This is a genomic window from Devosia sp., assembly GCF_028290625.1.
Lineage (GTDB): Bacteria > Pseudomonadota > Alphaproteobacteria > Rhizobiales > Devosiaceae > Devosia.
Window position 1 is genome coordinate 237009 of sequence record NZ_JAQGJM010000001.1, and the last position, 24802, is coordinate 261810.

Genomic DNA, 24802 nt, shown 5'->3' on the forward strand with positions numbered 1-24802 from the left:
ATTTCGTTTTTGACGAGTTTAGGCGACGGCGCGCTGGCTCAGTGCGTCATAGGGCCGGCGGTCGACCCAGGCGTCGAGGTCAAAGTTCTGTTCGAGGAAGCCCCACTCATAGAGGAAATCCTTGTAGTGGCCGATGGCCGCCACGAGTTCCGGCTCCAGCCCGATGCCCAAATGGTGGTGCAGGTCCGGCCCATTGGCCGACGCCACCACTTCCTCCGAAGCGCCTACTTCCTTTGCCACGAAGCGGCGAACGTCATCGGGATGCGCCACCGCCCAGTCGCTGGCGCGCTGCAGCGTGGCGATCAGCTTGCTCACCAAGTCCGGGCGATCTTCGGCCAGCCGCTCATCGACAGTCAGCACGCGCGGCGATCCCGAATTGATGCGGATTTTTGGATCGGGATGAAAGCCGAACTCGGCCACCGTATGGGTGGCGAACAGGTTGGCGACGTTGATCCCCGATGTTCCCTTGACGAAGATCGCATCGACCTTGCCCGCCAGCAGCGCCGCGATTTCCGGCCCATAGGCCTGCCGGTTGCGCAACCCATAGAGCTGCGGTCCCTCGCGTCCATCGAGCACGCTATCGCTCAGCGGAATATCGACGATCTCGACTTGGCTATGGTTCAACCCTTCGAGCGATAGCGCCGACGTTAACCCCTTGAGCGCAGTCGCCGCCATGAAGTCGACGATTCCCGCCGGGCGGCGCGCGATGCCGAAGCGACGCCCCACCAAGTCCTTCGTCGTCTTGATGCCGCTGCCAGGCAGTGTGATGATCGCCTGGAATTCATCGGTCCAGGTGATACCCACCAGGCGCGTGGTCTTGCCGTCAGAGCGGGCCCGAATGGGGGGCACATTGCCGCCATGGCGGAACGAGTAGCTCAGGTGATGGTCAAAATGGCTTGACCGAATGGTGCGGTCCTGGCTGTCGATGATCGACTTGAGGGTGATGCCCTCCTTGGCGAAGGTCTCGTCCAGATAGCCGAGCTGTACCGCCAGCCCAACCGGGGTTGGCACCGGGCAGCGCGTGTACCAGATTTCCGAAATGCTGTTCTGAAGCGTCATCGTCCCTCTCCTGTGGATACCAAAACCGTTTTCCAACCCGCTTGCCTGCCTTGGAGCATTATTGCTCAGGCTCTGTTGGAGTAGACAAAATTTGCTTTTGACCGATCTATTCGTCCAGTTCCGGAACTGAAAATCCGGAAACAGCCGAATACCAGGATCAGATTTCCCCAACACGTTTGACAAACGCTATAAACTTAGTCAACATTAATCTGCGAGATCACCCGGCCACTCAGCACGTGTCCGGCGGATCGCGGCGGCGCCTTCGGGGCGCTCCGTTCAATCGAGAGACGACGTCATGTCCAGTCTGCCCAGGATAGCCCGAGCGCTGCGGCGCACCGTCTTGCAGGCGATCCCGACCGTCATCGGCATCGTCATCCTCAATTTCTTCCTGCTGCAATTGGCGCCCGGCGATGCTGCCGACGCCATGGCTGCGGAGGCCGGCTCGGCCACCGAAGAGACCATGGCGGCGATGCGCGAGCGCTTTGGTCTCAATCTGCCGATGCTCGATCAATTGCTGACCTATCTCAACAATCTCGCCCATTTCAGCCTCGGCTATTCGCCCCGCTACAGCATGCCTGTGTCGGACCTGATCGGCCAGCGGCTGCCCGGCACGCTGACTCTGATGGCCATGGCACTGGCCATCGCCCTCCTGATCGGCCTGACGCTGGGCTCGCTCATGGCAGCGTTTGCGGGCCGCCTGCCGGATCGGCTGATCTCGATTTTCTCGCTGCTGTTCTATTCGGTGCCCGGCTTCTGGATCGGGCTGATGCTGATTGTGCTGTTCTCGGTCACGCTCGGCTGGCTGCCCAGCGGCGGTTCGGGCACCATTGGGTCGGACCTCAGCGGCTGGGCCGGCATTGTCGACAAGGCGCGCTATATGGTGCTGCCCGCCACCTCCCTCGCGCTGTTCTATGTCGCCATCTATGCCCGCCTGACCCGCGCCGCCATGCTCGAAGTGCGCAACCAGGATTTCGTGCGCACCGCCTATGCCAAGGGCCTGTCGCCCGCGGTCGTGACCGTCAAGCACATCCTGCGCAATGCGCTGATCCCCATCACCACCATGGCCGGCATGCATGTCGGCGGCATGCTGGGCGGGGCAGTGGTGGTGGAGACCGTCTATAGCTGGCCCGGCCTCGGCCGGCTCGCCTTCGAGGCCGTGATGGGCCGCGATTATACAGTTCTGCTGGGCATTCTGTTGCTGTCGTCCTTGCTGGTCATCCTGGCCAATGCGGTTGTCGACATCCTGCAGACCTGGCTCGATCCCCGCATTGGAGAGCTCTGATGTCCACCACCGACCTCAACGCGCCAGCTATTGCCCTGGCGGGGGCACGACAGGGCGCCGCGCGTCCCGAAGCTAGCGCTCTGCCCGAGTGGCACAATGTGCGCGCGCCCGATGCCCGAACCACGCTGACCGCGGCGGTGACGGTGCCGCCCGGCCGCCGTGAACTGCGCATTTTCTTCAGCAATCCCAATGCGCTGTTCGGCGTCACATTCCTGTCGATCATGGTGTTGATGTCCATCTTCGCCCCGCTGATCTCCCCCGGTGACCCGCTCAACATGGTGACGACGCCCTTCCTGTGGCCCGGCCAGGACGCTGCCTATCCGCTCGGCACCGATGCCATGGGCCGCGATGTTCTCGCCGGCATCGTGCACGGTTCGCGCATTTCGCTGTTTGTTGGCCTCGCAGCCACCGCGCTTGGCCTGACGGTCGGTGTCGTGGTTGGCGCCGTCGCGGGCTATTTCGGCGGCTGGGTCGATGACGTGCTGGTCCGCATCATCGAAATCTTCCAGACCCTGCCCAATTTCGTGCTGCTCGTGGTGCTGGTGGCGATTGCCCAGCCTTCGGCGCTCACTGTGACCGTGGCCATCGCCATTGTCAGCTGGCCCATGGTGGCCCGCCTGACCCGCGCCGAATTCCGCGCCATCCGCGCCAAGGATTACGTTATGGCCGCCCGCAGCCTCGGCTTCGGCTGCGCCCGCATCATCTTCACCGAAATCCTGCCCAATGCGCTGCCGCCGCTGATCGTCACCGCCTCGGTCATGGTCGCCTCCGCCATCCTGATGGAATCGGCGCTCAGCTTCATGGGCCTGGGTGATCCCAATGTGGTCAGCTGGGGCTCGATGATCGGCAGCGGCCGCGAACTGGTTCGCACCGCCTGGTATCTGACCGCGCTGCCCGGCCTTGCGATCGTCTTTACTGTGCTCGCCCTCAACCTCATCGGCGATGGCCTCAACGACGCGCTGAACCCACGTTTTTCCGAGGAACGGTCATGAACGCGATCGTCAGTCCCGCCGCCTTCACCCCCGCACCGGGGAACGGGCATCGCCTGCTCGAAGTGGAAGACCTCTCCATTCGCTTTGGCGCCTCCGATCCGGTCAAGCGTCTGAGCTTTTCCATCGATCGCGGCGAAACGCTGGCCGTGGTGGGGGAATCGGGCTCCGGCAAATCGCTCACTGCTTTGGCACTGATGCGCCTTCTGCCGCGCAATGCCCGCATCCCCAATGGCAGCATCCACTTCGAGGGCACCAATCTGCTGGACCTCAAGGACCGGCAGATGCGCGCCGTCCGTGGCCGCGATATCGCCATGATCTTCCAGGAGCCGATGACCTCGCTCAATCCGGTGGCGACTATCGGCGCCCAGATCGTCGAAGTGCTCCGCCTGCACGAAAAGCTGTCGCGCAAGGCCGCCCGCCAGCGCGCCATCGAACTGCTGGACCTCGTCAAGATTCCCGATCCCGCTCAGCGCATCGACGATTATCCGCACCAGCTTTCGGGCGGCCAGCGTCAGCGTGTCATGATCGCCATTGCTGTAGCCTGCAAACCCAAGCTGCTGATTGCCGACGAGCCCACCACCGCGCTCGACGCCACCATCCAGGCGCAAATCCTCGAACTCCTCGATGAATTGCGCCGCAAGCTCTCCATGGGCCTGCTGCTCATCACCCATGATTTGGGCCTCGTGTCGCGCTGGAGCGACCGCGTCGTCGTCATGTATCACGGCGACAAACTGGAGGAACTGGCGACGGCCGATCTCTACGCGCCCGACCGCCACCCCTACACCAAGGGCCTGACCCAGGCCTCGATCCGTCTGGACGAGGAAGTCCACTACACGGCCCAGACGTTGGCCGAAGTTAAAGTGGCCCGAAGCACCGACGGCCGCAATATCTACGACGTCAAGCCGCCCGAACGCCGTGCGCTGCCCATCCCGGCGACCGATCGGGAACAGTTGCTTGTGGTCAAGGACCTGTCCGTGACCTACCAGGGCGGCTCCAAGGCCAGCAAGGCGCTCGACGGCGCCTCGCTCACCCTGGCCAAGGGCGAAACGCTGGGCATCGTCGGTGAAAGCGGCAGCGGCAAGTCCACCCTGTCCAAGGCCATCATGCGCCTGGTCAATTCCCAGGAAGGCAGCATCGTCTTCCAGGGCCGCGACATTTCCCGCCTCGGCGCGCAACAGTTGCAGCCGGTGCGCCGCGACCTACAGATGATCTTCCAGGACCCGTTCGGCTCGCTCAATCCGCGCAAGACCATTCGCGAAATCCTCGAAGCGCCGCTGGTCGTCCACGGCGTCTCCAACGCCGCCGAGCGCCGGCAGCGCCTGGCCGAAACCTTCGAGCATGTGCGCCTGCCCAGCTTCGTGGCCGATCGCTATCCGCATGAATTCTCCGGCGGCCAGCGCCAGCGCATCGGCATTGCCCGCGCGCTGATCCTGCGGCCATCCCTCGTCATCTGCGACGAGCCGGTCTCGGCGCTGGACGTCTCGATCCAGGCGCAGATTTTGAACCTTCTGGTCGAGCTCAAGACCAGCCTGGGGTTATCCTATCTGTTCATTTCCCATGACCTCGCCGTGGTGCAGTATATCTCGGACCGAGTGATCGTGATGAAGGATGCGCGCATCGTCGAGGAGAGCGATCACCGCACCATCTGGCGCTCGCCCAAGACCGATTACACCCGCGCGCTGATCGCCGCGGCCAATGACAAGGGCGGCCGCCCCCTGGCGCCGCGACCCCAGCTCCACGCTGCGGCACTCTAATTCCACGACCAACTTACGGAGAACAATAATGGCCGATTATCGCTATCTCGGGCGCAGTGCGCTCAAGGTTTCCCCCATCACGCTGGGCAGCATGATGTTCGGCAACCAGACCCCCGACGATGTCGCCTTCCGCATCATCGACAAGGCGCGCGAGCGCGGCATCAACTTCATCGATACCGCCGACGTCTATCATGACGGCAAGTCCGAGCAGGTCGTCGGCGCCGGCATCAAGGCGCATCGCGACGATTGGGTCGTCGCCACCAAGTTCGTCAATTCCCGCGGCACCGTTCCCAACAAGGGCGGCTACTCGCGCAAATGGGTCTATGAGACCGTCGAGAACAGCCTGCGCAATCTCAAGACCGATTATATCGACATCCTCTATTTCCACCGCGCCGTCTTCGACGCCTCGCTGGAAGAGCCCGTGCGCGCCATTGCCGATCTGATCAAGGCCGGCAAGCTGCGCTATTTCGGCGTCTCCAATTTCCGCGGCTGGCGCATTGCCGAAGTGGCGCATCTGGCCGACCAGCTCGGCATCGATCGCCCGGTCGCCAGCCAGCCGCTCTACAACATCGTCAACCGCACCGCCGAGGCCGAACAGCTTCCGGCCGCAGTGGCCATGGGCCTGGGTAATGTGTCCTATAGCCCACTGGCACGCGGCATCCTGACCGGCAAATACAATGTGGGCGAAACGCCTGCCGCCGATACCCGCGCCGGTCGTGGCGACAAGCGCATGCACGATGTGGAGTTCCGCGAGGAATCCATCGCCATCGCCAAACAGGTCGCCGCCCATGCGCAGGCCAAGGGCATCGCCCCCGGCGAGTTCGCGCTGGCCTGGGTGCTCAACAATAAGTTGATCACCTCCGCCATCGCCGGCCCGCGTACCGAAGAGCAGTGGGACAGCAATCTGCGCGCCCTCGACATTACGCTCGATGCCGATGATGAAGCGCTGGTCGATCGCCTGGTCGCCACCGGCCACCCCTCGACCCCCGGCTTCACCGATCCGGGTCATCCGGTTGAGGGCCGCGTCGCCCGCTCGTCAGATGCCGCCATCATCCCGCTGACCCGCCCGCAGCGCGTCGCCTGAGCGAGATTTTCGGACCGGGCAACACTGCCCGGTCCAACCCGTCTTGGAATGAATTTGCGTACGGAAGCTTCCCTTCGTGCCCACGCAAGATTTTTTGCTTCTATTGGCCTAAAGCGCGCATCGGCGTTTCAACAGTCGCCCCAGCTTCGCAATGCAGTATCTCGATAAAATTAGTAGGGTTTCGTAGGGTGATGGCGAGGGTTGGTTTGGACCAGCTCGACATCATTCAGCGGGCATCGGGACTTGGGTCCGTGCAACCGCATATCGGGGACTTTTCGCATGACCACTCACCCTCGCGGCGTTCTGGCGCCAACGCGTCGGGCCTTCCTGCTCTCGACCGCTGCGCTCGCTTTGATCGGCACGCTGCCCGGCGTCAGCTTTGGCGCCGAGCCGGTGCAGGGGGGCACGCTCACAGTCAATATCGGCAATGAGCCCCCGGTCCTGGTCCTCATCGCCCACACCGCCGGCCAGTCGGTCTACCTCTCCAGCAAGGTCACCGAGGGCCTGCTGACCTACGATTTCGATTTCAATCCCAAGCCGCTACTGGCCACCGAATGGGACGTTGCCGAGGATGGGCTACGCTACCACTTCAAGCTGCGCGAAGGCGTGAAGTGGCATGACGGCCAGGATTTCACCGCCGATGACGTGGCCTATTCGATCCAGGCGCTGAAGGACAATCACCCCCGCGGCCGGGCCACCTTCGCCCAGGTCAAGACCATCAATGTGCTGGGTCCGCACGAGATCGAACTGCTGCTGGAAAAGCCCTCGCCCTTCTTGATCACTGCGCTGGCCAGCTCGGAATCCCCCATCGTGCCAAAACACCTCTATGAGGGCACCGATCCGGCCACCAATCCCAACAACATCGCCCCCGTCGGCACCGGCCCGTTCATCTTCAAGGAATGGGTGCGCGGCAGCCACGTGCTTTATGAGCGCAATCCCAACTATTGGGACGCGCCAAAGCCCTATCTCGACAAGCTGGTCTACCGCTTCATCACCGATCCCGCAGCCTCCGTCGCCGCCATCGAGACCGGCGAAGTGCTGCTGACCGTCGGCGCCAACATTCCCTTCACCGATATCGCCCGCCTTCAGGCCAGCCCCACGCTGGGCTTCGAAACGCGCGGTTTCGGCTACGGCAATGGCATCACCCGTGCCGAATTCAATTTCGACAACAAATTCCTGGCCGATCCCAAGGTGCGGGTGGCCATCGCCCACGCCGTCGACAAGAACTTCATCGCCAATACGGTCTATCTCGGCCACGCCAAGGTGCTGAACGGCCCGGTCAATCCGGCGCTAGCCAAGTTCTTCACCCCCGACCTGCCGGTCTATGAATTCGATCCCGCCAAGGCCGAGGCAATCCTCGATGAGGCCGGTTACCCGCGCGGTGGCGATGGCACGCGCTTCACGCTCAATATCGACCCGACCCAGCCGGCTGGCGCCCCCAGGCAATCGGCCGAATATATCGCCCAGGCGCTCGACAAGGTCGGCATCAAGACCACGGTGCGTACGCAGGACTACGCCGCCTTCGTCAAGCGCGTCTACACCGATCGCGATTTCGATATCGCGCTCGAAGGCATGAGCAACCTGTTCGATCCCACCGTGGGCATCCAGCGTCTTTACTGGTCGAAAAACTTCAAGCCCGGCGTGCCCTTCTCCAATGGCGCGCACTATCAGAGCGCCGAAACCGACCGCCTGCTCGAAGCCGCTGCCGTCGAGCCCGATGCCAAGAAGCGCTTCGACCTGTTCGTCGATTTCCAGAAACAGGTGGTCGCCGATCTGCCTGCGCTCGACCTAGTCGCGCCCGACAGTTTCGTCATCTTCGACAAGCGCGTCGTCAATCATACCTTGGGTGCCGAAGGCTTCGGCTCCAACGGCGCCGACATCTACCTCGCCTCCTAACACCCTTACCGGCCGCATTTTCCTCCCTGGATGCGGCCGGTTTCCTTTCAGTCAGCGATGAGTGCCATGACCGCAACCGCTCCCAAGCTCGTTCCCGAGACACCCCGATCCCCCGATCTGGCCACCTTGCTGGCCCGTGTCCCGGCGCTCGCCGCCGAAATCGCCAAGGGCGCCTCCAAGCGCGATCTCGATCGCGAGCTGCCCTTCGAGGCGTTCCGCTTGTTCAAGGAATCCGGGCTGGGTGCGTTGCGCATCCCGGTTTCGATGGGCGGCCCCGGCGGTTCGGTCGCCGACTATATCGAACTGATCGTCACCCTCGGCGCCGCTGATTGCAATGTCGCCCATGCGCTACGCTCGCATTTCAACTATGTCGAAGCCCTTGTGCTCAATGGCCCCTCGCAGCGCGACGAAGGCTCGCTCGAGCGCGTGCTCGAGGGCAAGCTGTTTGCCGGCGCCCATACCGAGCAGGGCACTGCCAAGCCCGGGCAGGTGACCACTACGCTCACGCGCGATGGCGACGTTTATCGCCTCAACGGCCGCAAATGGTACGCCACCGGCAGCGCCTTTGCCGATTTCGTCTCGTTCAGCGCCATGGACGACAATGGCGAATTCACCCATGTACTGCTTCCGGTCGACCGCAAGGGCATCCAGATTCTCGATGACTGGGACGGCATGGGCCAGCGCTTAACCGCCAGCGGTGGCGTCATCCTCGACAATGTCGAAGTGTTCCCGCGCGAAGTGGGCAAGCGCAGCATGGAGAACCTGGTCGGCCGCCACACCTCGACCCTGCGCCAGCTCCATCTCGCCGCCGCCGCCGCCGGCGCCGTGCGCAACGTCCTCTCCGACGCCATCGAGTACGTCCGCAAGCAGGGCCGCGCCGCAGCGCACAGCCCGGCGGCGACGGCCCGCGAGGACCATTTCGTGCAGCAGATCATCGGCGAAATCGCTGCCAATTCGCTGGCCATCGATGCGCTGCTGATCGAGAGCGCCAAGGCGCTGGACCACACCGTGGCGGCCTTCGCCACCGGCAATGAGGTCGCTATCGAAACCTCGCTGGTCGCGAGCGCCTTGACCACGGCCCGCACCCAACTCGTGCTGGGCCAGCTCGGGCCGCGCAGCGCCGAGCGCATGTTCGAGATCGGCGGCGGTTCGGCCACCTCGCGCAAGTATAATTTCGACCGCCACTGGCGCAATATCCGCACGGTGCTCAACCACAATCCGCTGCTGCACAAGGCCCGCGTGGTGGGCGATTACTACCTCAACGGCACCACGACGCATCTCAAAGAAGGCAAGGTTTTCTAGGGCTTAGCGATATCCGGCCGCTTGCAGTTCAAACAGTTCGGCATAGCGCCCGCCTAGTGCCAGCAGGTCTTCGTGCGAGCCGGCCTCCAGGATTTTGCCGTTCTCCAGCACCAGTATCCGGTCCGCCATGCGCACCGTCGAGAACCGGTGCGAGATGATCACTGCGGTCTTGGCGGTGGCGAGGCTCTTGAACCGGGCGAAGACTTCGGCCTCGGCCTTGGCGTCGAGTGCGGCGGTGGGTTCGTCCAAAATGATCAGGTCGGCATCGCGCATGTAGGCGCGGCCGATGGCGATCTTTTGCCATTCCCCGCCGGATAAGTCCCTGCCTTTGTTGAACAATCGGCCTAGAGGCTGGTCATATTTCTGCGGCAGCTTGGCGATGACGGTATCGGCGAGGCTGCGTTCAGCGGCATCCTCGATCCGCGGGATATCGGTGCTGTCTTCGATGCGGCCGACGCCAATGTTCTCCGCGGCGGTCAGGCTATAGCGAATGAAATCCTGGAAAATCACGCCGATATGGGCGTGAATATCCTCGATCAGCATGTCGCGCAGGTCGATGCCGTCGATGGTGATGCGGCCCTCGTCGGGGTCGTAGAGGCGCGTGAGTAGCTTGACGATGGTGGTCTTACCGGCCCCATTCTCACCCACTAATGCTAGCGTTTCGTGAGCATTGAGCGTGAAACTGAGTCCCCTGATGGCCCACGTTTCGGTGTCGGGATAGCGAAAGCCCACATTGTCGAACACGATGCCCTGCACGATCGGCGTCGGGAACGGTTTGGGGTGTTCGGGCGGCAGGATGGTGGGCTGGATTTCGAAGAACGAGAACAGATCGTCGAGATAGAGCGACTGCCCGGCGATCTGGGTGAAGCCGAGCAGGATTTTCTGGAACAACCCGTTCAGCCGCAGGAACGAGCCCGACAAAAACGCCAGATCGCCGATGGTGAATTCGCCCGCAATGGTGCGCCAGACGATGAACGCATAGGCGCCATAATAGGTCAGCGTCGAAATCGAGGAGAACAGCGCGCCCCAGATCGACCGGTCCATGGCGAGCTTGCGATTTTCGAGGAAGATGGTCTGCGCCAGGGTCCGGAACCGCTCGACCAGGAACGCGCCCAGCCCAAACAGTTTGATTTCCTTGGCAGTCTCGGCGCTGGCGCCGATCTGGCGGATATATTCCAACTGCCGCCGCTCCGGCGTGCGGCCGCGCGAAATGTAATAGCTGAGCGTGTTGAACCGCGTCTCGCCCCAGATCGCCGGCACGAAGGACAGCGGCAGCAGCAGGATCAGCCACGGCGCGTAGTAGAACAGGCCGGCCGCCAGCGTCACCACGGTGATCATGTCCTGCGCCTGGCCCAGCAATTGGGCCAAGAGCCCACTGCGTCCCGCTGCCTGCCGCCGCGCCCGCTCAAGCCGGTCCTGATATTCGGCGGATTCGAAATGGCGCAGGTCGAGCCGGGCGGCGTGCTGCATCAGCTCGATGCTGACGGTGTTGGAATGCAGTTCCCCCAGGATCGAATCGACCAGCGAGGTGAAGCGGTTGAGCAGGTCGGTGCCGATCACCAGCGCGAACTCAATCGTCAGCAGTTCAGCGATGCGGGTTAGCTCGCCACTGGCCCACCATTGGGCGAAATCGCTGCCCGCAGCCGGCTGCCCGGTCAGCCGCACCACTTCATCGATGATCAGCTTGCCCACATAGAGCATCACCACCGGCTGCAGCGCCCGGACCAGGCGCAGGCCGATGCTCAGCCCCGTCAGCCAGCGGCTGGTCCGCCAGATCTGGGCGACCAGGCGGCCGAGATGGCGCAGATTGTCCAACTGCTCGCGAAAGCTGCCGGTGGGCTCGGATGAGGAGGGCCGCGGGCCGCGGCGGGAGGGAGAGTCGGTGGAGGTCATTGCGGGGAATATAGTTGCGGTCGACGGCGAGTACCACTGGGGTCCGAATGAAGCCCCGCGCCAACCACCACCACTATTCTTCCCGCGGGCTTGATCCGCGGACCTCTCGCCGCTTGTGCCGGTTTGAGAGTGGCCCGCGGGTCAAGCCCCCGGGAGGAATGGTGGGTGGGGGTGTTGAGAACCACGATATCGGATCGTGGCCAAACATCCCCCCACCCTTGATCCCTCCCCGCGAAGGGGGAGGGAGTCGACTGCGGGTTCCGCGGTCCTAGAACCGCGACGGATCAATACCGCTGTGGCGCTGCCGGCTTATTGTCCACGATCGCTTCGATCGCCGCGATCACGTCCGGGGTCAGCTTGTCCTTGGACTTGAGCGCATCGAGGTTATCTTCCAACTGGCTTTTCTTGGAAGCCCCCAGGATCACGGTCGATACATGGGGGTTCTTGAGGCACCACAGCAGCGCCAGGTGATGGATCGGCAGGCCCACATCCTTGGCCAGCTTGGCCAATGCCTTGACCTTTTCCAGCTTCGCCTTGCCGGCGTCGCTCTCCCATTCCTTCTTCAACCATTCATAGCCTGGCAAGTTCATGCGGCTATCCTCGGGGATGCCGTCATTGTATTTGCCGGTCAACACGCCCGAAGCGAGTGGCGACCAGATCGTGGTGCCAAGGCCCATTTCATAGAGCGGCAGGTAGTCGGCTTCGACCTTTTCGCGCACGAACAGGTTGTATTGCGGCTGTTCCATGGTCGGCGGGGTCAGGTGCTCGCGGCGGGCGACGGCCCAGGCTTCGGTCAGCTGCTGCGCCGTCCATTCCGAGGTGCCCCAATACAGCACCTTGCCCTGGGTGATCAGGTTATGCATCGCCCAGACAGTCTCTTCGATCGGGGTATCGATGTCGGGGCGGTGGCAGAAATAGAGATCGAGGTAGTCAACGCGCAAGCGCTTGAGGGCAGCGTGCGCAGCCTCGGTCACGTGCTTGCGGCTGAGGCCCTTCTGCGTCGGCTTCTCGCCGCCCCAGAACACTTTTGACGACACCGCGTAGCTGTCGCGCGAAAAGCCCAGCTTTTCCAGCGCAGCGCCCATCAGAGCTTCGGATGCGCCGGCTTCATAGCCCTCGGCATTGTCGAAGAAATTGACGCCCGCATCATAGGCGGTGGTCATCAGCTTGAGCGCCTTGCTCTCATCGACCTGCTTGCTGAACGTGACCCACGAGCCGAGCGAGAGTTCGCTGACCTTGAGGCCCGATTTGCCCAAACGGCGATATTCCATGATTGTAGTCCTTGGTAGAGGCGGCGAGAGGGCCGCGGGGTTGAAATTGTTCTACGCGCCCAGCCGTGTGCTGTCGCGGATGATCAGGTCCGGATCGATCAGGCTGACCCGGGGCTGGGGTAAAAAATCTTTGGCGGCGATCAATTCCATCAAGCGCTCCACCGCCATTTCGGAGACCTCGCGCGTCGCATAGCGTACGCTGGACAAGGGTACTCCCGCAAAGGCGGCATATTGAATATCGTCATTGCCCATGATCGCCATGTCCCGCGGCACCGCCACATCATTGCGCCGGCACCAGTGCAATGCCCCGATGGCCAGCGAATCGTTGACGCAATAGACCGCCGTCGCGCCGCTTTTGCGGCTCATCAACTCGTCCATCGCCGATATGCCATGCACAGCGGCGTGGCCGGTGACATCGACAGCCAGACCGGTGTCATAGTCAAGCCCGGCCTCGGTCAGCGCCTTGATATAGCCTTCGCGCTTCTCGCCATTGCCGTGCCGGCTGGAGCTGTCGAGCATGCCGATGCGGCGATGCCCCATTTCGATCAGGTGCCGCACCGCCTTCCAGGCGCCACGCCGCTCGTCGACGCAGACGGCGTCAATCCCCGCATCGGGATCGGCCACCAGCAGCACCAGCGGATAATTGGCGCGCCGCAGTGGGCGAATATGGTCGAGCTGGCGATGGCTGGTGGGATAGATCAGCATGCCGTCGACCTGGCGCGAGCGGAACATCTCGACCGTGCGGATTTCCTCCTCCAGCGTGTTGTTGGAGGTGGCGAACAGCGTGCCATAGCCGCGCGCCGCCAGCGCCAGCTCGATGGCCTGGGCGGCATGGGTCAGCGTCGGGTTGGTGATATCGGTCAGCACCAGGCCAATGGTCATGGTCTGCCGGCTGACCAGGGACTTGGCGATCTGGTTCGGCAGGTAATGCAGCTCGGCCGCGGCCTGCTGGATCAGCACTCGCGTCGGCGCGGGAATGCGCGGACTTTCGCGCAGTGCCAGCGAGACCGTGTTGGTGGAAAACCCGGTCTTGTCGGCAATATCCTTGAGCCTTACGATCGCTTTGCCCATGCTGTTCCCGATCGTCCACCCGTGCGCGAGTTTAGCGCTAATACTTGCTGGGTCAAAGCCTGTAAAGCGCAGCGGCTGAACTTTGGCGGCAGCGCAGCGTTTGTCTGGTCTCGTCAACGCAAAGAGAACGATCATGCTCAAGGACAAGAATTCTGCCGCCATCGTCGCGGTGACCGACATGGACCGCGCCCGTCATTTCTATGAAAGCGTGCTGGGCCTCTCCAAGATCAGTGGCGACGACAACGTCATGCAGTTCAAGACCGGCGCCACCACCCTCGTAGTCTACAAGTCCGATTTCGCCGGCACCAACCAGGCCAATGCCGTAGTCTGGGGCGTCGGCGACGAAGTCGAAGCCATCACCGCCGACCTCAAGGCCAAGGGCGTGAGTTTCGAGCACTATCCGGGCATGGGGCTGCAAGGCGATATCCATGTTGCCGGCGACTTCAAGATGGTGTGGTTCAAGGACCCCGACGGGAACATTTTGCATTATAATAGTATGTGAGCGGGCAGGGCGCCTGTGGCACGAACCCCTCACCCTGCTTGCTCCGCTGAACGCGTCGCAAGCTGTCCCTCTCCCACAAGGGGCGAGGGAGGGCTTTGCGTTTGTTTAGCCACGGTGCCCCCCTTCTCCCCTCGTGGGAGAAGGTGCCCGAAGAGCGGATGAGGGGGCCTAATCTAAGGCAGCGCCCGCAAGAACTGTGCCAAATCCTCGGTCACATGATGCACATGCGCGGCGGCGCTACCGCGCCCCAGCTCCCAGGCATCCACCTGCTCATGGGTAAAATCCTCGCCGGCCACCACCTGAACGGTGGACATGCCTACTTCGTGCGGCACCAGCAGGTTCTTTTCCAGGTCGTCAAACATCACCGCGTAATTCGGATCGATGTCATGCGCCTTGAAGAACCCGTCATAGGCCTCGCGATGCGGTTTGGGCACGTAGGTCATGGCGCGGATATCGTAGACGTGCTCGAACAGCTCGTTGCCGCCCAGGCGCTTGAGCACGGCGCGGGCATGGCTGACATCGCCATTGGTCAGGATGAACTTGCGGCCGGGCAGGGCGCGGATAGCCTCGACCAGATCGGGATGCGCCTCGACCGGCGAATAGTCGATGGCGTGCACGGTATTGAGGAAATGGTCGGGATCGACCTTGTGCGCCTGCATCAGCCCGTTCAGCGTGGTGCCGAAATCGCGGTAGTAGATCTTCTGCAGCGCGCGGGCTTCGGCGAAGTCCAGCTGCGTCAGGTCCATCACGTAATTGGTGATGCGCACGTCGATCTGAGCGAACAGGTTGCAGCTGCGCGGATAGAGGGTGTTGTCGAGATCGAACACCCAGTCGGTCACATGGCTGAGGCTGCGGGGAAGCGGTGGCGTGAGGTCATTCATGGTGTGAGTCTAGCAGAAGGCGCGCGCCGTTTCATCTGACAAGTACGGCAAGGCAAAAGAGGAAGGCGGCGCGCCGGAGCGCGCCGCCAAGGCGATTAGTCGTTGTTTTCTTCTTCGTTGGCGGTGACCGTCACGCCCAGCGCGGTGATCAGGCTGGCCGGGTTGGAGGCGGCAGCCATCAGCACCAGCAGGCTCGTGGGCGAGCCCGGAGCGACGTCGACTTCCAGGCTCTTGGGGTCGTCGAGGAAGGTCGAGACCGGGGGCGCCACCAGATCGACCAGCTCGGGAATGCCGACGCTTGCGATCATCTGCGGCACCATGGCCTTGAGGCCTTCGACCATCTGGGCCTTGTCGATACCCTGCGCCTGGGCGAAGAATTCGAGCAGCTTGCCGGCCAGCGAGGCATCGTCATAGCGGATATTGGCGCCACCGATCGACAGGCCCTGCAGCAGTTCCATGCCCATCATCGCCTGGGCCGCCTGGGCGGCTTCGCTTGTGGGGTCGCCGGCAGCCTCGACGGCCTTGTTGGCTTCCTGCAGCTTGGTCAGCAGCGCCGGGGTCAGGCCGGTCAGGTCGACCGTCATGTCGATGGCGCCCACATCGGCGAAGTCGAACAGGAACTGATCGACGGTCATGTGGCCATCGGCCATCGACCAGTTGAACGAGCCGGTGATGTCGCCAGCGATGTTGGTCAGGCCGAGGCCTTCGACGACGGCGCCAGCCTGCGCATCCTCCTCCTTGACGGTGGAGAGGTCAGCGGTGATGCCGGTGATCGACAGGGTCGAGCTCAGGTTGGTCAGGTCGGCGCTGCCCTGGGCCGGCTCGAACGTCGAGCCCGATTCCATGGATTCGATGCCGATGACTTCTTCGCCATTGCGGGTGACTGAAAGCGGGCCGGTCGAGATGGCGCCGACCAGCTGCAGCAACTGGACCGGGGTGACGGTATCGCCGCCGGGCAGGTAGAAGCCGGTCAGCTCGATATCGCTCAGCGATACATGGCCCTTGGTCTTGTCGTCGCCTTCGAAGTCGGCTTCGACGTCCGGCAGCGAGACGCTGTCGGCGGTGTAGCCGCCATCGCCGGTTTCCTTGACGCCGCTGAAGGTCAGCGAGGTGGTGAAGCTGGTCGGCTCGGTGGCGCCTTCAACGCCCTTGACGCCGATGGTGGCATTTTCCACCGTGATGGTGTCGCCGTCGAGCTGGGGGTCGTTGAGGGTGAGTTCATAGCCGAGCGGGCCCCAGACGGCCTGGATGCGATCGACGAAGGCCTGCGCGTCAAGTGCGAAGGCCGGCTGCAGCAGGGCAACGCTCGCGACGCTGGCGAGCAAGGCAAGGCGGGTGATCTTGAAGGACTTCATCGTCGTCTCCGGCATTCTTGTGGTTGTTGTTGTCGGGGGCAGGCAATTGATTAAAACGGTCGCGTTGCGGCGAACTGATGACCAGTTGGCGGGGCCGTTGCAATGACGTGACGCTCGATTATCTCCCGCGTCCTGAACGGAACATGAATTGCTTCGGTTTCAGCAATACATCGGAATTAGGACGCATTTTTAAACGTCGTCACTGTCCAGAAACAGCCGGTAGGCGGGGTTTTGCGTTTCGTCCCAATAGGGGTAGCCCAGGGCCTCCAGATACTCGTGGAACTGCGCTCGATTGGCCTGTGGTACCTGAATTCCGGCTAAAACGCGGCCATAATCGGCGCCGTGGTTACGATAGTGGAACAGTGAGATGTTCCAGTCGTTCCGCAGCCCCTCAAGGAATTTCAGCAGCGCGCCGGGCCGTTCGGGAAACTGGAAGCGATAGACCAGCTCGTCCCCCAGATGGCTGGCGCGGCCGCCCACCATATAGCGCACATGCAGCTTGGCCAGCTCATTGTCGCTCATGTCAAGCACGGCGTGACCGTTGGCTTGCAGCATGGTGATGATGGCCTGCTTTTCGGCCTCACCCTGCCGCAGTTTGACGCCGACGAAAATCTGCGCTGCCGCGCCGTGCGCATAGCGGTAGTTGAACTCGGTGATCGCCCGGTCACCCAGGAGGCGAATGAACGCGCGATAGCTGCCCGGCGCCTCGGGAATGGTGACGGCCAGCAGTGCCTCGCCGCGCTCGCCGATCTCGGCGCGTTCGGCGACATGGCGCAGCCGGTCGAAATTGATATTGGCGCCTGAATTGATGGCGATCAGCGGCCCGGCGGGGGCGGCGCCCTGCTCGACATGCTTGCGCAGTCCTGCGAGCGCCAAGGCGCCTGCAGGTTCGGAGATGGCGCGCGTGTCGTCGAACACATCCTTGATGGCGGCGCAGATTTCGTCGGTGGTGACGGTGACGATGCCGTCGAGCAACTCATTGCAGATGCGGAAGGTTTCGGTGCCGACCTGGCGCACCGCGACGCCATCGGCGAACAGGCCCACCTGGTCGAGATTGACCGGATGGCCCGCCGAAATCGCCGCCTGCATGCTGGCGGCTTCCTCCGGCTCGACGCCGATCACCTTGATCTCGGGGCGGAGGAACTTGACGATCATGGCGATACCCGCCGCCAGACCGCCGCCGCCGATGGGCACATAGATGGCCCCAATCGGACCGGGATGCTGCTGCAACAGCTCCATGCCGATGGTGCCTTGGCCGGCAATCACGGCCGGATCGTCAAACGGATGCACGAAGACCAGACCATCCCGGGCGGCCAATTCGTTGGCGTGGTCGCGTGCCGCGTCGAACGCGTCGCCGAACAACACCACCTCACCACCCATGCGGCGGACGGAGTTGACCTTGATCGATGGCGTCGTGGTGGGCATCACGATGACGGCGCGGATGCCCAACCGGGAAGCCGACAGCGCTACGCCCTGCGCGTGATTGCCCGCCGAGGCGCAAATCACCCCGCGGGCGCGTTCCTCGGCGGTCAGGGTGGCGATCTTGTTATGGGCGCCGCGAATCTTGAACGAGAACACCGGCTGCAGGTCTTCGCGCTTCAGCAACACCGGAATGCCCAGCCGGCCCGAGAGCAGCGCCATGGGTTCCAGCGGCGTTTCCTCGGCCAGGTCATAGACCGAAGAGGTGAGGATGCGGCGAACATAGTCTTGCATGAAAGGCTCCAGTCATCCGGCGCGGGCGCCGTACCGGGGAAAGCGCGCAGCCGGATGATTTTGTCAACCGGCCTCGCGCTCCGCCAATGCGGCCGATGACGATTGTTAAATTAGAGTATTTACACTAATACCGATCTGTGGTGAATGGCGGTCAGATCCAGACGGGCTTCATCCACGCCCGTTCACCCCAACCAATGGTGCCGCCATGCCGAGCAACCGACCCAGTTACCTGCTGCGTGCCGTCCTGATTCTCGCCGGCGCCGCCATCGTCTTCCTCGGCCTCAATGTCGGCCTTGGCGGCATCCAGACGCTGGGCTGGCAAGGCGGCTCAGCGCCGTTCCTTACCGTGCTCGATCCGCAGACCTTCGGCGTGCGCGACAATCATGTCCGCTTCATCGGCGGCGTCTGGCTCGGCCTGGGTCTGGTCATGCTCGCGGGCGGCTTCGCCTTTTCCCGCCTGCGCACGGCGCTGCTCGCCTTTATGGCGATGATTTTCGTCGGCGGGCTGGCCCGTTTCAGCGCGTTCGACCCCGCCGTGCTCCTCAATTCGGCCGTAGCACCGTCGCTGCTGCTGGAACTGGTGCTGTTCCCGCTGCTGGCACTGTGGATCGCCAAGGCGGAACGTCCCCGCAAAATCGCATAGTTGCGGTTCACCTCAATCAATCATTTGATTGAGACAAAAACTTGAGTTATGAAGCGCTCCGAAATCAAACCGGAGCCCGGTCCATGACCATGCCGATTGCCACCGTCAAGCGCGAAAGCGGAGATGACCGCAAGGTCGCCATCGCCCTCGCGGCGCGGGCGCTGATCGTCGAGAAGGGCCTGGAGGGCCTGCGCACCCGCGATATCGCCGAGCGCGTCGGCATCAATATCGCCACGCTGCACTATCACGTGCCGTCCAAGGAAGCGCTGATCGAACTGGTCACCGAAAACATGATCACCGAGTTTCGGGCTCAATCGATCAACCGTCCGCGCGCTCACCTGTCGCCGAACGAGCAACTGGAGCACGAATTCGCCGACTTCCAGGAAATGTACGACGAAAAGTCCGATGTGCTGGCGGTGATGTCCGAGTTGATCGAGCGGGCGCGCCGCGATGAGATCATCCGCGCCACCATCCTGCCGGTGCTCGCCAAATGGCGCTCCATCGTTGCCAATCTGTTTGCCCTTGGCGTCGCCGATGGCAGTTTCCGCCCTGATCTCGATCCCGAGCCCGCAGCCCAGATGCTGATTGGCGCCATGGTCAGCTTCTCGCGCGGTCCCGATCCTACTCCCGAAAATTTCGAGCGGCTCTGCGCCGAATTGCGCCGCGCCGTTCGCAACCCATTTGCCTCGAGGAATTAATCCATGTCCCAAAGCTTCCATGTACCAACCTCAAAGGCCGATGCCGATCCACGCCGCTGGGTCGCGCTGGTCGTCCTGCTCATCGCCAATTTCATGAACCTGATCGACGTGACCATCGTCAATGTCGCCCTGCCCAGCATGCGCGAAGGGCTGGGCGCCACCGATAGCCAGATCGAATGGGTGATCGCCGCCTATATCATGGCCTTTGCACTGGGCCTGCTGCCGTTCGGCCGCCTTGGCGATATCCTGGGCCGCACCAAGCTATTCCTCTGGGGCGTCGCCGCTTTCACCACGGCCTCGGCGCTGTGCGGTATGTCGCCCAATATCGAGTTCCTGATCACCGCCCGCGTGATCCAGGGCCTGGCCGGCGCCATGATGACGCCGCAGGTGCTGGCCATCGCCACCGTCACCTTCCCGCCCGAAGAACGCGGCCAGGCTTTCTCGCTGTTCGGTCTCTCGGCTGGCCTTGCCTCGGTCTGCGGCCCCATCCTGGGCGGCATGCTGATTTCGGGCCACCTGTTCGGGCTCGACTGGCAGCCGATCTTTCTCGTCAACGTGCCGATCGGCATTGCGGCCGTCGTCGCCGGCTGGTTCCTGATCCCACGCCTGCCCGGGCATCCCACGCTCAAGAACGACTATATGGGCATGGTGCTGTTCGGTCTCGGCATCGTCGCCGTGGTTTTTCCGATCGTGGAAGGCCGCGCCTATGGCTGGCCGCTCTGGACCTTCGGCATGATCGCCGCCGGCTTCGTCCTGCTGGTCCTGTTCGTCTTTTGGACCCGCGCCCGCGCCAAGGCCGAAAAGTCGCAATTGCTCAACTATGACCTGATCACCAACAAGCAGTTCATGTTCGGTGCCTTCGTGATGACCGTGTTCGCCTCCGGCATTCCGGGCATGTTCATGGTGATCTCGCTGCTGCTGCAGGGTGGCTTCGATTTCAGTCCGCTCGAATCAGGCCTGACCAATACGCCGTTCTCGATCGGCGTGCTGGCCGCCTCGCTGATCGCCGGCCGCTTCGGGTCGACCTATCTGCGCTCGCGCCTGGCGGCTTCCGGTGGCATGCTGGTGATCGGCATTGGCTGGCTGCATTTCTATATCGCGGGTGTCGGCGACAGCATCGACCATTGGCAGTTCCTGCTGCCGCTGTTGATCGCCGGCACCGGCCTGGGCCTGGGCTTCTCGGCCCTGTTCCAACTGGTGCTGGCCAATGTGCCGCCGCGCGATGCCGGTGCCGGTTCGGGCTCGCTACAGGCCTTCCAGCAGGTCGGTGGTGCGCTCGGCGTGGCGCTGATCGGGCAAATCTTCTTCTCCAATCTCGGCAACACCTTCGCCACCGGCGCCAGCCAGCATGCGGCCTTCTCCAGCGCCTCGAGTCTCGCGCTCTGGTACGTCATCTGCTCGTTCGGCCTGGTGCTGCTGCTGGTGCCGCTGTTCAAGAGCGGCGGCCAGCAAGGGCGCGGCGCGCCAGTCACTCCGGTGCTGGTCGAAGCCTGAACCAAACTGCAAAGGCCGCCCTTCGGGGCGGCCTTTTTCGTGCCCGCTAAGGTTTCCTCAACCTTGCCGACAAAGGCCACATTTCCGCCGCTCTGGCGGCCAGATCCGCCGTCACCAAAGCGGCACCGATCACAATATGGCTCACCGATGAACCGCTTCACCGCCCTTGCCGCAATCCTGCTCGCCGGCACCGCTGCCGTCACTGCCGCACCCGCCAATTTCGTCTATACCAGCGCCGGCGAACTGGCCGCTGCTCAGGCGATCCTGCAACGCCCCGATATCGAGGGCGCCCAGGTGGTCTATAACTGGAAGCGGCTGGAACCCACCGAGGGCATCTACGACTTTTCCGCCATCGAGGACGACCTCGCCCGCACCGACGCGCTGGGCAAGAAGCTCTTCATCCAGGTCCAGGATCGCTTCTTCAGCCCCGACGCGCGCAATATCCCCGCCTACCTGCTGGAAGACCCCAAATATGGCGGTGGCCTCGTGCAGCAGATCGAGGAGGGCAAGACGGAGGGCTATGGCTGGACCACTATGCAATGGCGGCCCGAAGTGCGCGCCCGTTACCAGGCCCTGCTCGCGGCCCTCGCTGCCCGCTTCGATGGCAAGGTCTATGGCGTCAACCTGCCCGAAACCGCCATCGACGTCACCGAGGATCGCAAGGATGCCGGCTTCTCCTGCGACGCCTATTTTTCAGCGGAGCTGGACAATCTGACCGCCGCCCGCGCCGCCTTCCAGCAGTCGCAGGTGGTGCAATACGTCAATTTCTGGCCCTGCGAATGGGACAACGACCACGCCTATATGAGCCGCCTGTTCGAATTCGCCGAGGCCCATGACATCGGCCTCGGCGGCCCCGATATCGTGCCGTGGCGCAAGGGCCAGATGAAAAACTCCTACCCCTTCTTCAACCAGTACAAGGGCAAGCTGCCCTTCGTCGGCATGGCGGTGCAGGAACCCACCCTGGACTACGTCAACGACAAGACCGGCAAGCCGTTTACCCGCGAAGAATTCGTGGATTTCGGCACCGATTATCTGGGGGTCGACGCGGTGTTCTGGAGCACACAGACGCCCTGGCTGAACGAGTAGCCGGGACAGGGCAAGGGGTGACACCGAGTTTGAGCCGGTTTGGTGGGGCTAGCAAACGCCAGCCAGGCTCGCCCCCCATCACAAATGCCGCGTGTTTACCGATCAGCAACCATACGAGCCCACCCTGCCAGGATCATTGCAGGAGTGTTGCTTATGGAAGACCCGATCCGCCATCGTGCCTATGAGCTCTGGGAAGCCGCCGGCAAGCCGGAAGGCGCGGACCAGCATTTCTGGTTCGTGGCTGCCGCCGAAATGGCCGGCGAGGCCGCCAAGGCCATCAAACCGGCGCGCAAGCGCAGCAAACCGGCCGTAAAAAAGGCCGCCTGATCGGGCGGCCTCTTTCGATCTGGAACCCGCCGGCCTGCCGGCGGGTCAATTGCGTCAGCGTACGATCAGCGTGCCGGCGCCGAACTCGGTGAACAGCTCCACCAGCACCACATGCGGCGATTTGCCGTTGAGGATGACGACGCCCTCGACGCCGTTTTCCAGCGCTTCCAGGCACGTTTCCACCTTGGGGATCATGCCGCCCGAAATGGTGCCGTCGGCAATCAATTCCTTGGCTTCGCGTACGCTCAGCTCCGGGATCAGCTTGCCGTTCTTGTCGAGCACGCCGGGCACGTCGGTCAGGAACAGCAGGCGTTTTGCCCCGAGCGAGCCCGCAATGGCGCCCGCAAAGGTATCGGCATTGATATTGTAGGTTGCGCCGTCGCGGCCGGGAGCCACCGGGGCGATCACCGGGATCATTTCCGAACGCGCCAAGAGGTCGAGCAGCGTGCGGTCGACCTCCACGGGCTCGCCCACAAAGCCCAGATCGAGCACGCGCTCGATATTGGAGGTGGGGTCCTTGACGGTCTTGATCGCCTTCTTGGCGAAGACCATGTTGCCGTCCTTGCCGCACAGGCCAATCGCCCATTCGCCTTCGGCATTGATCAGCGCCACGATTTCCTTGTTGATCGAGCCGGCCAAAACCATCTCGACGACTTCCATCGTGCGCGCGTCGGTGACGCGCAAGCCGCCCTCGAACTTTGATTCGATGCCGAGCTTTGCCAGCATGGAGGCGATCTGCGGCCCCCCGCCATGCACCACGATCGGATTGACCTTGGATTGCTTGAGCAGGGCGATATCGCGCGCGAAAGCGGCGCCCAGCTTGGCATCGCCCATGGCATGGCCGCCGTATTTCACGACGACCGTCTTGCCCTCATAGCGCTGCATATAGGGCAGCGCTTGCGCCAGAATGCCGGCATCGTGCGAGAACCGGTCGGTGGAGTTGTCTTGCTCAGTCATGGGCGAACCCAATCTCCTTCGAAAGCGGCGCAAAAAAGTCCGCCTCCGCTCTAATCGATTTTGCGGCGGAGCGAAACGAACTTGTCGGATAAAATGATGACGGTTGATCCATTCGCCGCCATCATGGGTAACGGCGACATCCAGAATTCCACGGTATCGGGGCAAGGGCGGGGTATTCAGGACGGAGGAGGCGCGCTATGAATTCGGCCATGCAGCCGCAGAGCCAGGACATCGCCGATCTGATCGCCCGCTGCGCACTGCGCGATCGCGCTGCCTTCAAGACCTTGTATGAGCGCACCAGCGCGAAACTTTTCGGCGTAGTGCTGCGTATCTTGAAGGACCGCTCGGAAGCCGAAGAGGCTATCCAGGAGGTCTATATCAAGATCTGGCAGCGCGCCGATCGCTACGTCGCCGGGGGCTATAGCCCCATTTCCTGGCTCGTGGCCGTGGCGCGCAATCATAGCCTTGATATTCTGCGGGCGCGACGCCCGGTTTCGGCCGATATCGACGCGGCCCTCGAAGTACCAGACTCCGGTCCCTCCCCGGAGCGGGCGGCCGAGGACAGCGACGAGCGCGGCCGGATCGAACACTGCCTGGGCACGCTCGATCCCGAGCGCGCCGATGCGGTTCGGGGCGCCTATCTCGATGGCTATAGCTATGATGAACTGGCCGCCAAATATGACGTGCCGTTGAATACGATGCGAACCTGGCTGCGCCGCAGCCTGCTGCGATTAAGAGAGTGTCTGACCCAATGAGCACGAGCGAGCATACCGGCAAAGATGAAGGCGGGCGCAATACGCTCGTCGCCGAGTATGTGCTTGGCCTGCTGGACAGCGCTGAACATGAGCGCGTCGGTCGCCTGATCGAGGAGGACGCGGCGCTGCAGCGCGAGCGCGATTTCTGGATTTCGCGCCTTGGCGCGCTCAACCGCGAATATGCGGAGACGCCGGTCCCCGCTCACCTGTTCAGCGCCATCGAAGCGCGGGCGTTTGGCGATGTGGTCAAGGCGCGCGGCGCCGCCAGCTTCTGGGATAGCCTGGTGGTGTGGCGCAGCATTGCGGCCGGTGCGCTGGCAGTGGCGGTGATTGCCGTCGGTTTCCACGTGTTCCAGCCGGCTCCCGATGCCTCGACGCTGACCACCCAATTGGTCGCGGCGCTGGAAGAGGAAGGCAGCAACGTCAAATTCGTCGCGCTCTATGATGGCGCCGGCAATGTGCGGCTGACCGCTTTGTCGGGCGAAGCGGTGCCGGAAAAGGATTTCGAACTCTGGGCCATCCAGGGCGGCAACAATCCGGTGTCGATGGGCGTCATCCCCGTCAATGCGCGCAGCGCCGTCTCGGTGCCTGCCGACGTGATGAAGGGGCTGGGCGAAGGCTCGGTGCTGGCCATCACGCTGGAGGCCAAGGGCGGCTCAACGGATGGCGCGCCGCATGGTCCGATCGTCGCCAAGGGCGCTGTTACGAAGATCTGACGCGCCACCTTACGACCGATCAAAAATATAACTTAAATATTTCTGCCGCCCGGAAAATCCTCGGGCGGCAT

22 protein-coding genes are annotated in these 24802 nt (G+C 62.9%); 14 read left to right on the top strand and 8 right to left on the bottom strand.

Features of this window, described 5'->3' with window-relative positions; all coding sequences use genetic code 11:
• Positions 1–18: 18 nt before the first annotated feature.
• Positions 19–1059, bottom strand: a complete 1041-nt coding sequence (locus JWR51_RS00865) for an ABC transporter substrate-binding protein (protein ID WP_299742331.1) — start codon at positions 1057–1059, stop codon at positions 19–21.
• A 295-nt stretch (positions 1060–1354) separates the two neighbouring features.
• On the opposite strand from JWR51_RS00865, the gene JWR51_RS00870 reads away from it, so the two are divergent.
• The 6 genes from JWR51_RS00870 (at position 1355) to JWR51_RS00895 (ending at position 9369) form a co-directional block, all read left to right on the top strand.
• Positions 1355–2341, top strand: a complete 987-nt coding sequence (locus JWR51_RS00870) for an ABC transporter permease (RefSeq protein WP_299742334.1) — start codon at positions 1355–1357, stop codon at positions 2339–2341.
• The gene (locus JWR51_RS00875) at positions 2341–3333 is read left to right on the top strand and encodes an ABC transporter permease (protein ID WP_299742337.1); all 993 of its coding nucleotides are present in this window, start codon (positions 2341–2343) and stop codon (positions 3331–3333) included. Before JWR51_RS00870 ends, JWR51_RS00875 begins: the two co-directional genes overlap by 1 nt.
• Positions 3330–5087, top strand: coding sequence for a dipeptide ABC transporter ATP-binding protein (locus tag JWR51_RS00880; protein ID WP_299742339.1), 1758 nt, complete (start codon positions 3330–3332; stop codon positions 5085–5087). Before JWR51_RS00875 ends, JWR51_RS00880 begins: the two co-directional genes overlap by 4 nt.
• Before the next feature lie 28 nt (positions 5088–5115).
• The gene (locus JWR51_RS00885) at positions 5116–6171 is read left to right on the top strand and encodes an aldo/keto reductase (RefSeq protein WP_299742342.1); all 1056 of its coding nucleotides are present in this window, start codon (positions 5116–5118) and stop codon (positions 6169–6171) included.
• Between the two features lie 279 nt (positions 6172–6450).
• Entirely contained in the window at positions 6451–8067 is a 1617-nt protein-coding gene (locus tag JWR51_RS00890) for an ABC transporter substrate-binding protein (protein ID WP_299742345.1), read from the top strand.
• A 66-nt stretch (positions 8068–8133) separates the two neighbouring features.
• Positions 8134–9369, top strand: a complete 1236-nt coding sequence (locus JWR51_RS00895; RefSeq protein ID WP_299742348.1) for an acyl-CoA dehydrogenase family protein — start codon at positions 8134–8136, stop codon at positions 9367–9369.
• Positions 9370–9372: 3 nt separating this feature from the next.
• Here the strand turns inward: JWR51_RS00895 and JWR51_RS00900 are convergent, their stop codons facing one another.
• The 3 genes from JWR51_RS00900 to JWR51_RS00910 form a co-directional block, all read right to left on the bottom strand.
• The gene (locus JWR51_RS00900) at positions 9373–11262 is read right to left on the bottom strand and encodes an ABC transporter ATP-binding protein (protein ID WP_299742351.1); all 1890 of its coding nucleotides are present in this window, start codon (positions 11260–11262) and stop codon (positions 9373–9375) included.
• A gap of 284 nt (positions 11263–11546) precedes the next feature.
• The gene (locus tag JWR51_RS00905) at positions 11547–12533 is read right to left on the bottom strand and encodes an aldo/keto reductase (protein WP_299742354.1); all 987 of its coding nucleotides are present in this window, start codon (positions 12531–12533) and stop codon (positions 11547–11549) included.
• A 51-nt stretch (positions 12534–12584) separates the two neighbouring features.
• Positions 12585–13604: a LacI family DNA-binding transcriptional regulator gene (locus JWR51_RS00910; RefSeq protein WP_299742357.1), complete on the bottom strand. Its 1020-nt coding sequence runs from the start codon at positions 13602–13604 to the stop codon at positions 12585–12587.
• A gap of 133 nt (positions 13605–13737) precedes the next feature.
• On the opposite strand from JWR51_RS00910, the gene JWR51_RS00915 reads away from it, so the two are divergent.
• A complete protein-coding gene (locus tag JWR51_RS00915; protein ID WP_299742359.1) occupies positions 13738–14106 on the top strand; it encodes a VOC family protein in 369 nt (122 codons plus the stop codon).
• 173 nt (positions 14107–14279) lie between these two features.
• On the opposite strand, the gene JWR51_RS00920 is transcribed toward JWR51_RS00915, so the two are convergent.
• The 3 genes from JWR51_RS00920 to ilvA all read right to left on the bottom strand — a co-directional run bounded on the left by JWR51_RS00920 (position 14280) and on the right by ilvA (position 18055).
• Positions 14280–14987: a pyrimidine 5'-nucleotidase gene (locus tag JWR51_RS00920; RefSeq protein WP_299742362.1), complete on the bottom strand. Its 708-nt coding sequence runs from the start codon at positions 14985–14987 to the stop codon at positions 14280–14282.
• 95 nt (positions 14988–15082) lie between these two features.
• Positions 15083–16342 carry a hypothetical protein gene (locus tag JWR51_RS00925; protein WP_299742365.1) on the bottom strand — a complete coding sequence of 420 codons (1260 nt, stop codon included), beginning with the start codon at positions 16340–16342 and terminating at the stop codon, positions 15083–15085.
• Positions 16343–16531: 189 nt separating this feature from the next.
• Positions 16532–18055: a threonine ammonia-lyase, biosynthetic gene (ilvA, locus tag JWR51_RS00930; RefSeq protein WP_299742368.1), complete on the bottom strand. Its 1524-nt coding sequence runs from the start codon at positions 18053–18055 to the stop codon at positions 16532–16534.
• Between the two features lie 205 nt (positions 18056–18260).
• Here ilvA and JWR51_RS00935 point away from each other — a divergent pair, with 205 nt between their 5' ends.
• The 5 genes from JWR51_RS00935 to JWR51_RS00955 all read left to right on the top strand — a co-directional run bounded on the left by JWR51_RS00935 (position 18261) and on the right by JWR51_RS00955 (position 22303).
• Positions 18261–18698, top strand: a complete 438-nt coding sequence (locus JWR51_RS00935) for a DUF4345 domain-containing protein (protein ID WP_299742371.1) — start codon at positions 18261–18263, stop codon at positions 18696–18698.
• A gap of 83 nt (positions 18699–18781) precedes the next feature.
• Positions 18782–19396, top strand: coding sequence for a TetR/AcrR family transcriptional regulator (locus JWR51_RS00940; protein WP_299742374.1), 615 nt, complete (start codon positions 18782–18784; stop codon positions 19394–19396).
• A 3-nt stretch (positions 19397–19399) separates the two neighbouring features.
• Positions 19400–20890 carry a DHA2 family efflux MFS transporter permease subunit gene (locus tag JWR51_RS00945; protein ID WP_299742377.1) on the top strand — a complete coding sequence of 497 codons (1491 nt, stop codon included), beginning with the start codon at positions 19400–19402 and terminating at the stop codon, positions 20888–20890.
• 147 nt (positions 20891–21037) lie between these two features.
• On the top strand, positions 21038–21976 hold the full coding sequence (locus tag JWR51_RS00950; RefSeq protein ID WP_299742379.1) for a hypothetical protein: 939 nt from the start codon (positions 21038–21040) through the stop codon (positions 21974–21976).
• A 153-nt stretch (positions 21977–22129) separates the two neighbouring features.
• Entirely contained in the window at positions 22130–22303 is a 174-nt protein-coding gene (locus tag JWR51_RS00955) for a DUF2934 domain-containing protein (protein ID WP_299742382.1), read from the top strand.
• A 54-nt stretch (positions 22304–22357) separates the two neighbouring features.
• On the opposite strand, the gene argB is transcribed toward JWR51_RS00955, so the two are convergent.
• Entirely contained in the window at positions 22358–23260 is a 903-nt protein-coding gene (argB, locus tag JWR51_RS00960) for an acetylglutamate kinase (RefSeq protein WP_299742385.1), read from the bottom strand.
• Between the two features lie 209 nt (positions 23261–23469).
• Between argB and JWR51_RS00965 the strand changes: the two genes are divergently transcribed.
• Both JWR51_RS00965 and JWR51_RS00970 read left to right on the top strand, forming a co-directional pair.
• Complete coding sequence (locus tag JWR51_RS00965; RefSeq protein ID WP_299742573.1) at positions 23470–24015, top strand: sigma-70 family RNA polymerase sigma factor; 546 nt, start codon at positions 23470–23472, stop codon at positions 24013–24015.
• Entirely contained in the window at positions 24012–24731 is a 720-nt protein-coding gene (locus JWR51_RS00970) for an anti-sigma factor (RefSeq protein WP_299742388.1), read from the top strand. Before JWR51_RS00965 ends, JWR51_RS00970 begins: the two co-directional genes overlap by 4 nt.
• The last annotated feature ends 71 nt before the right edge of the window (positions 24732–24802 follow it).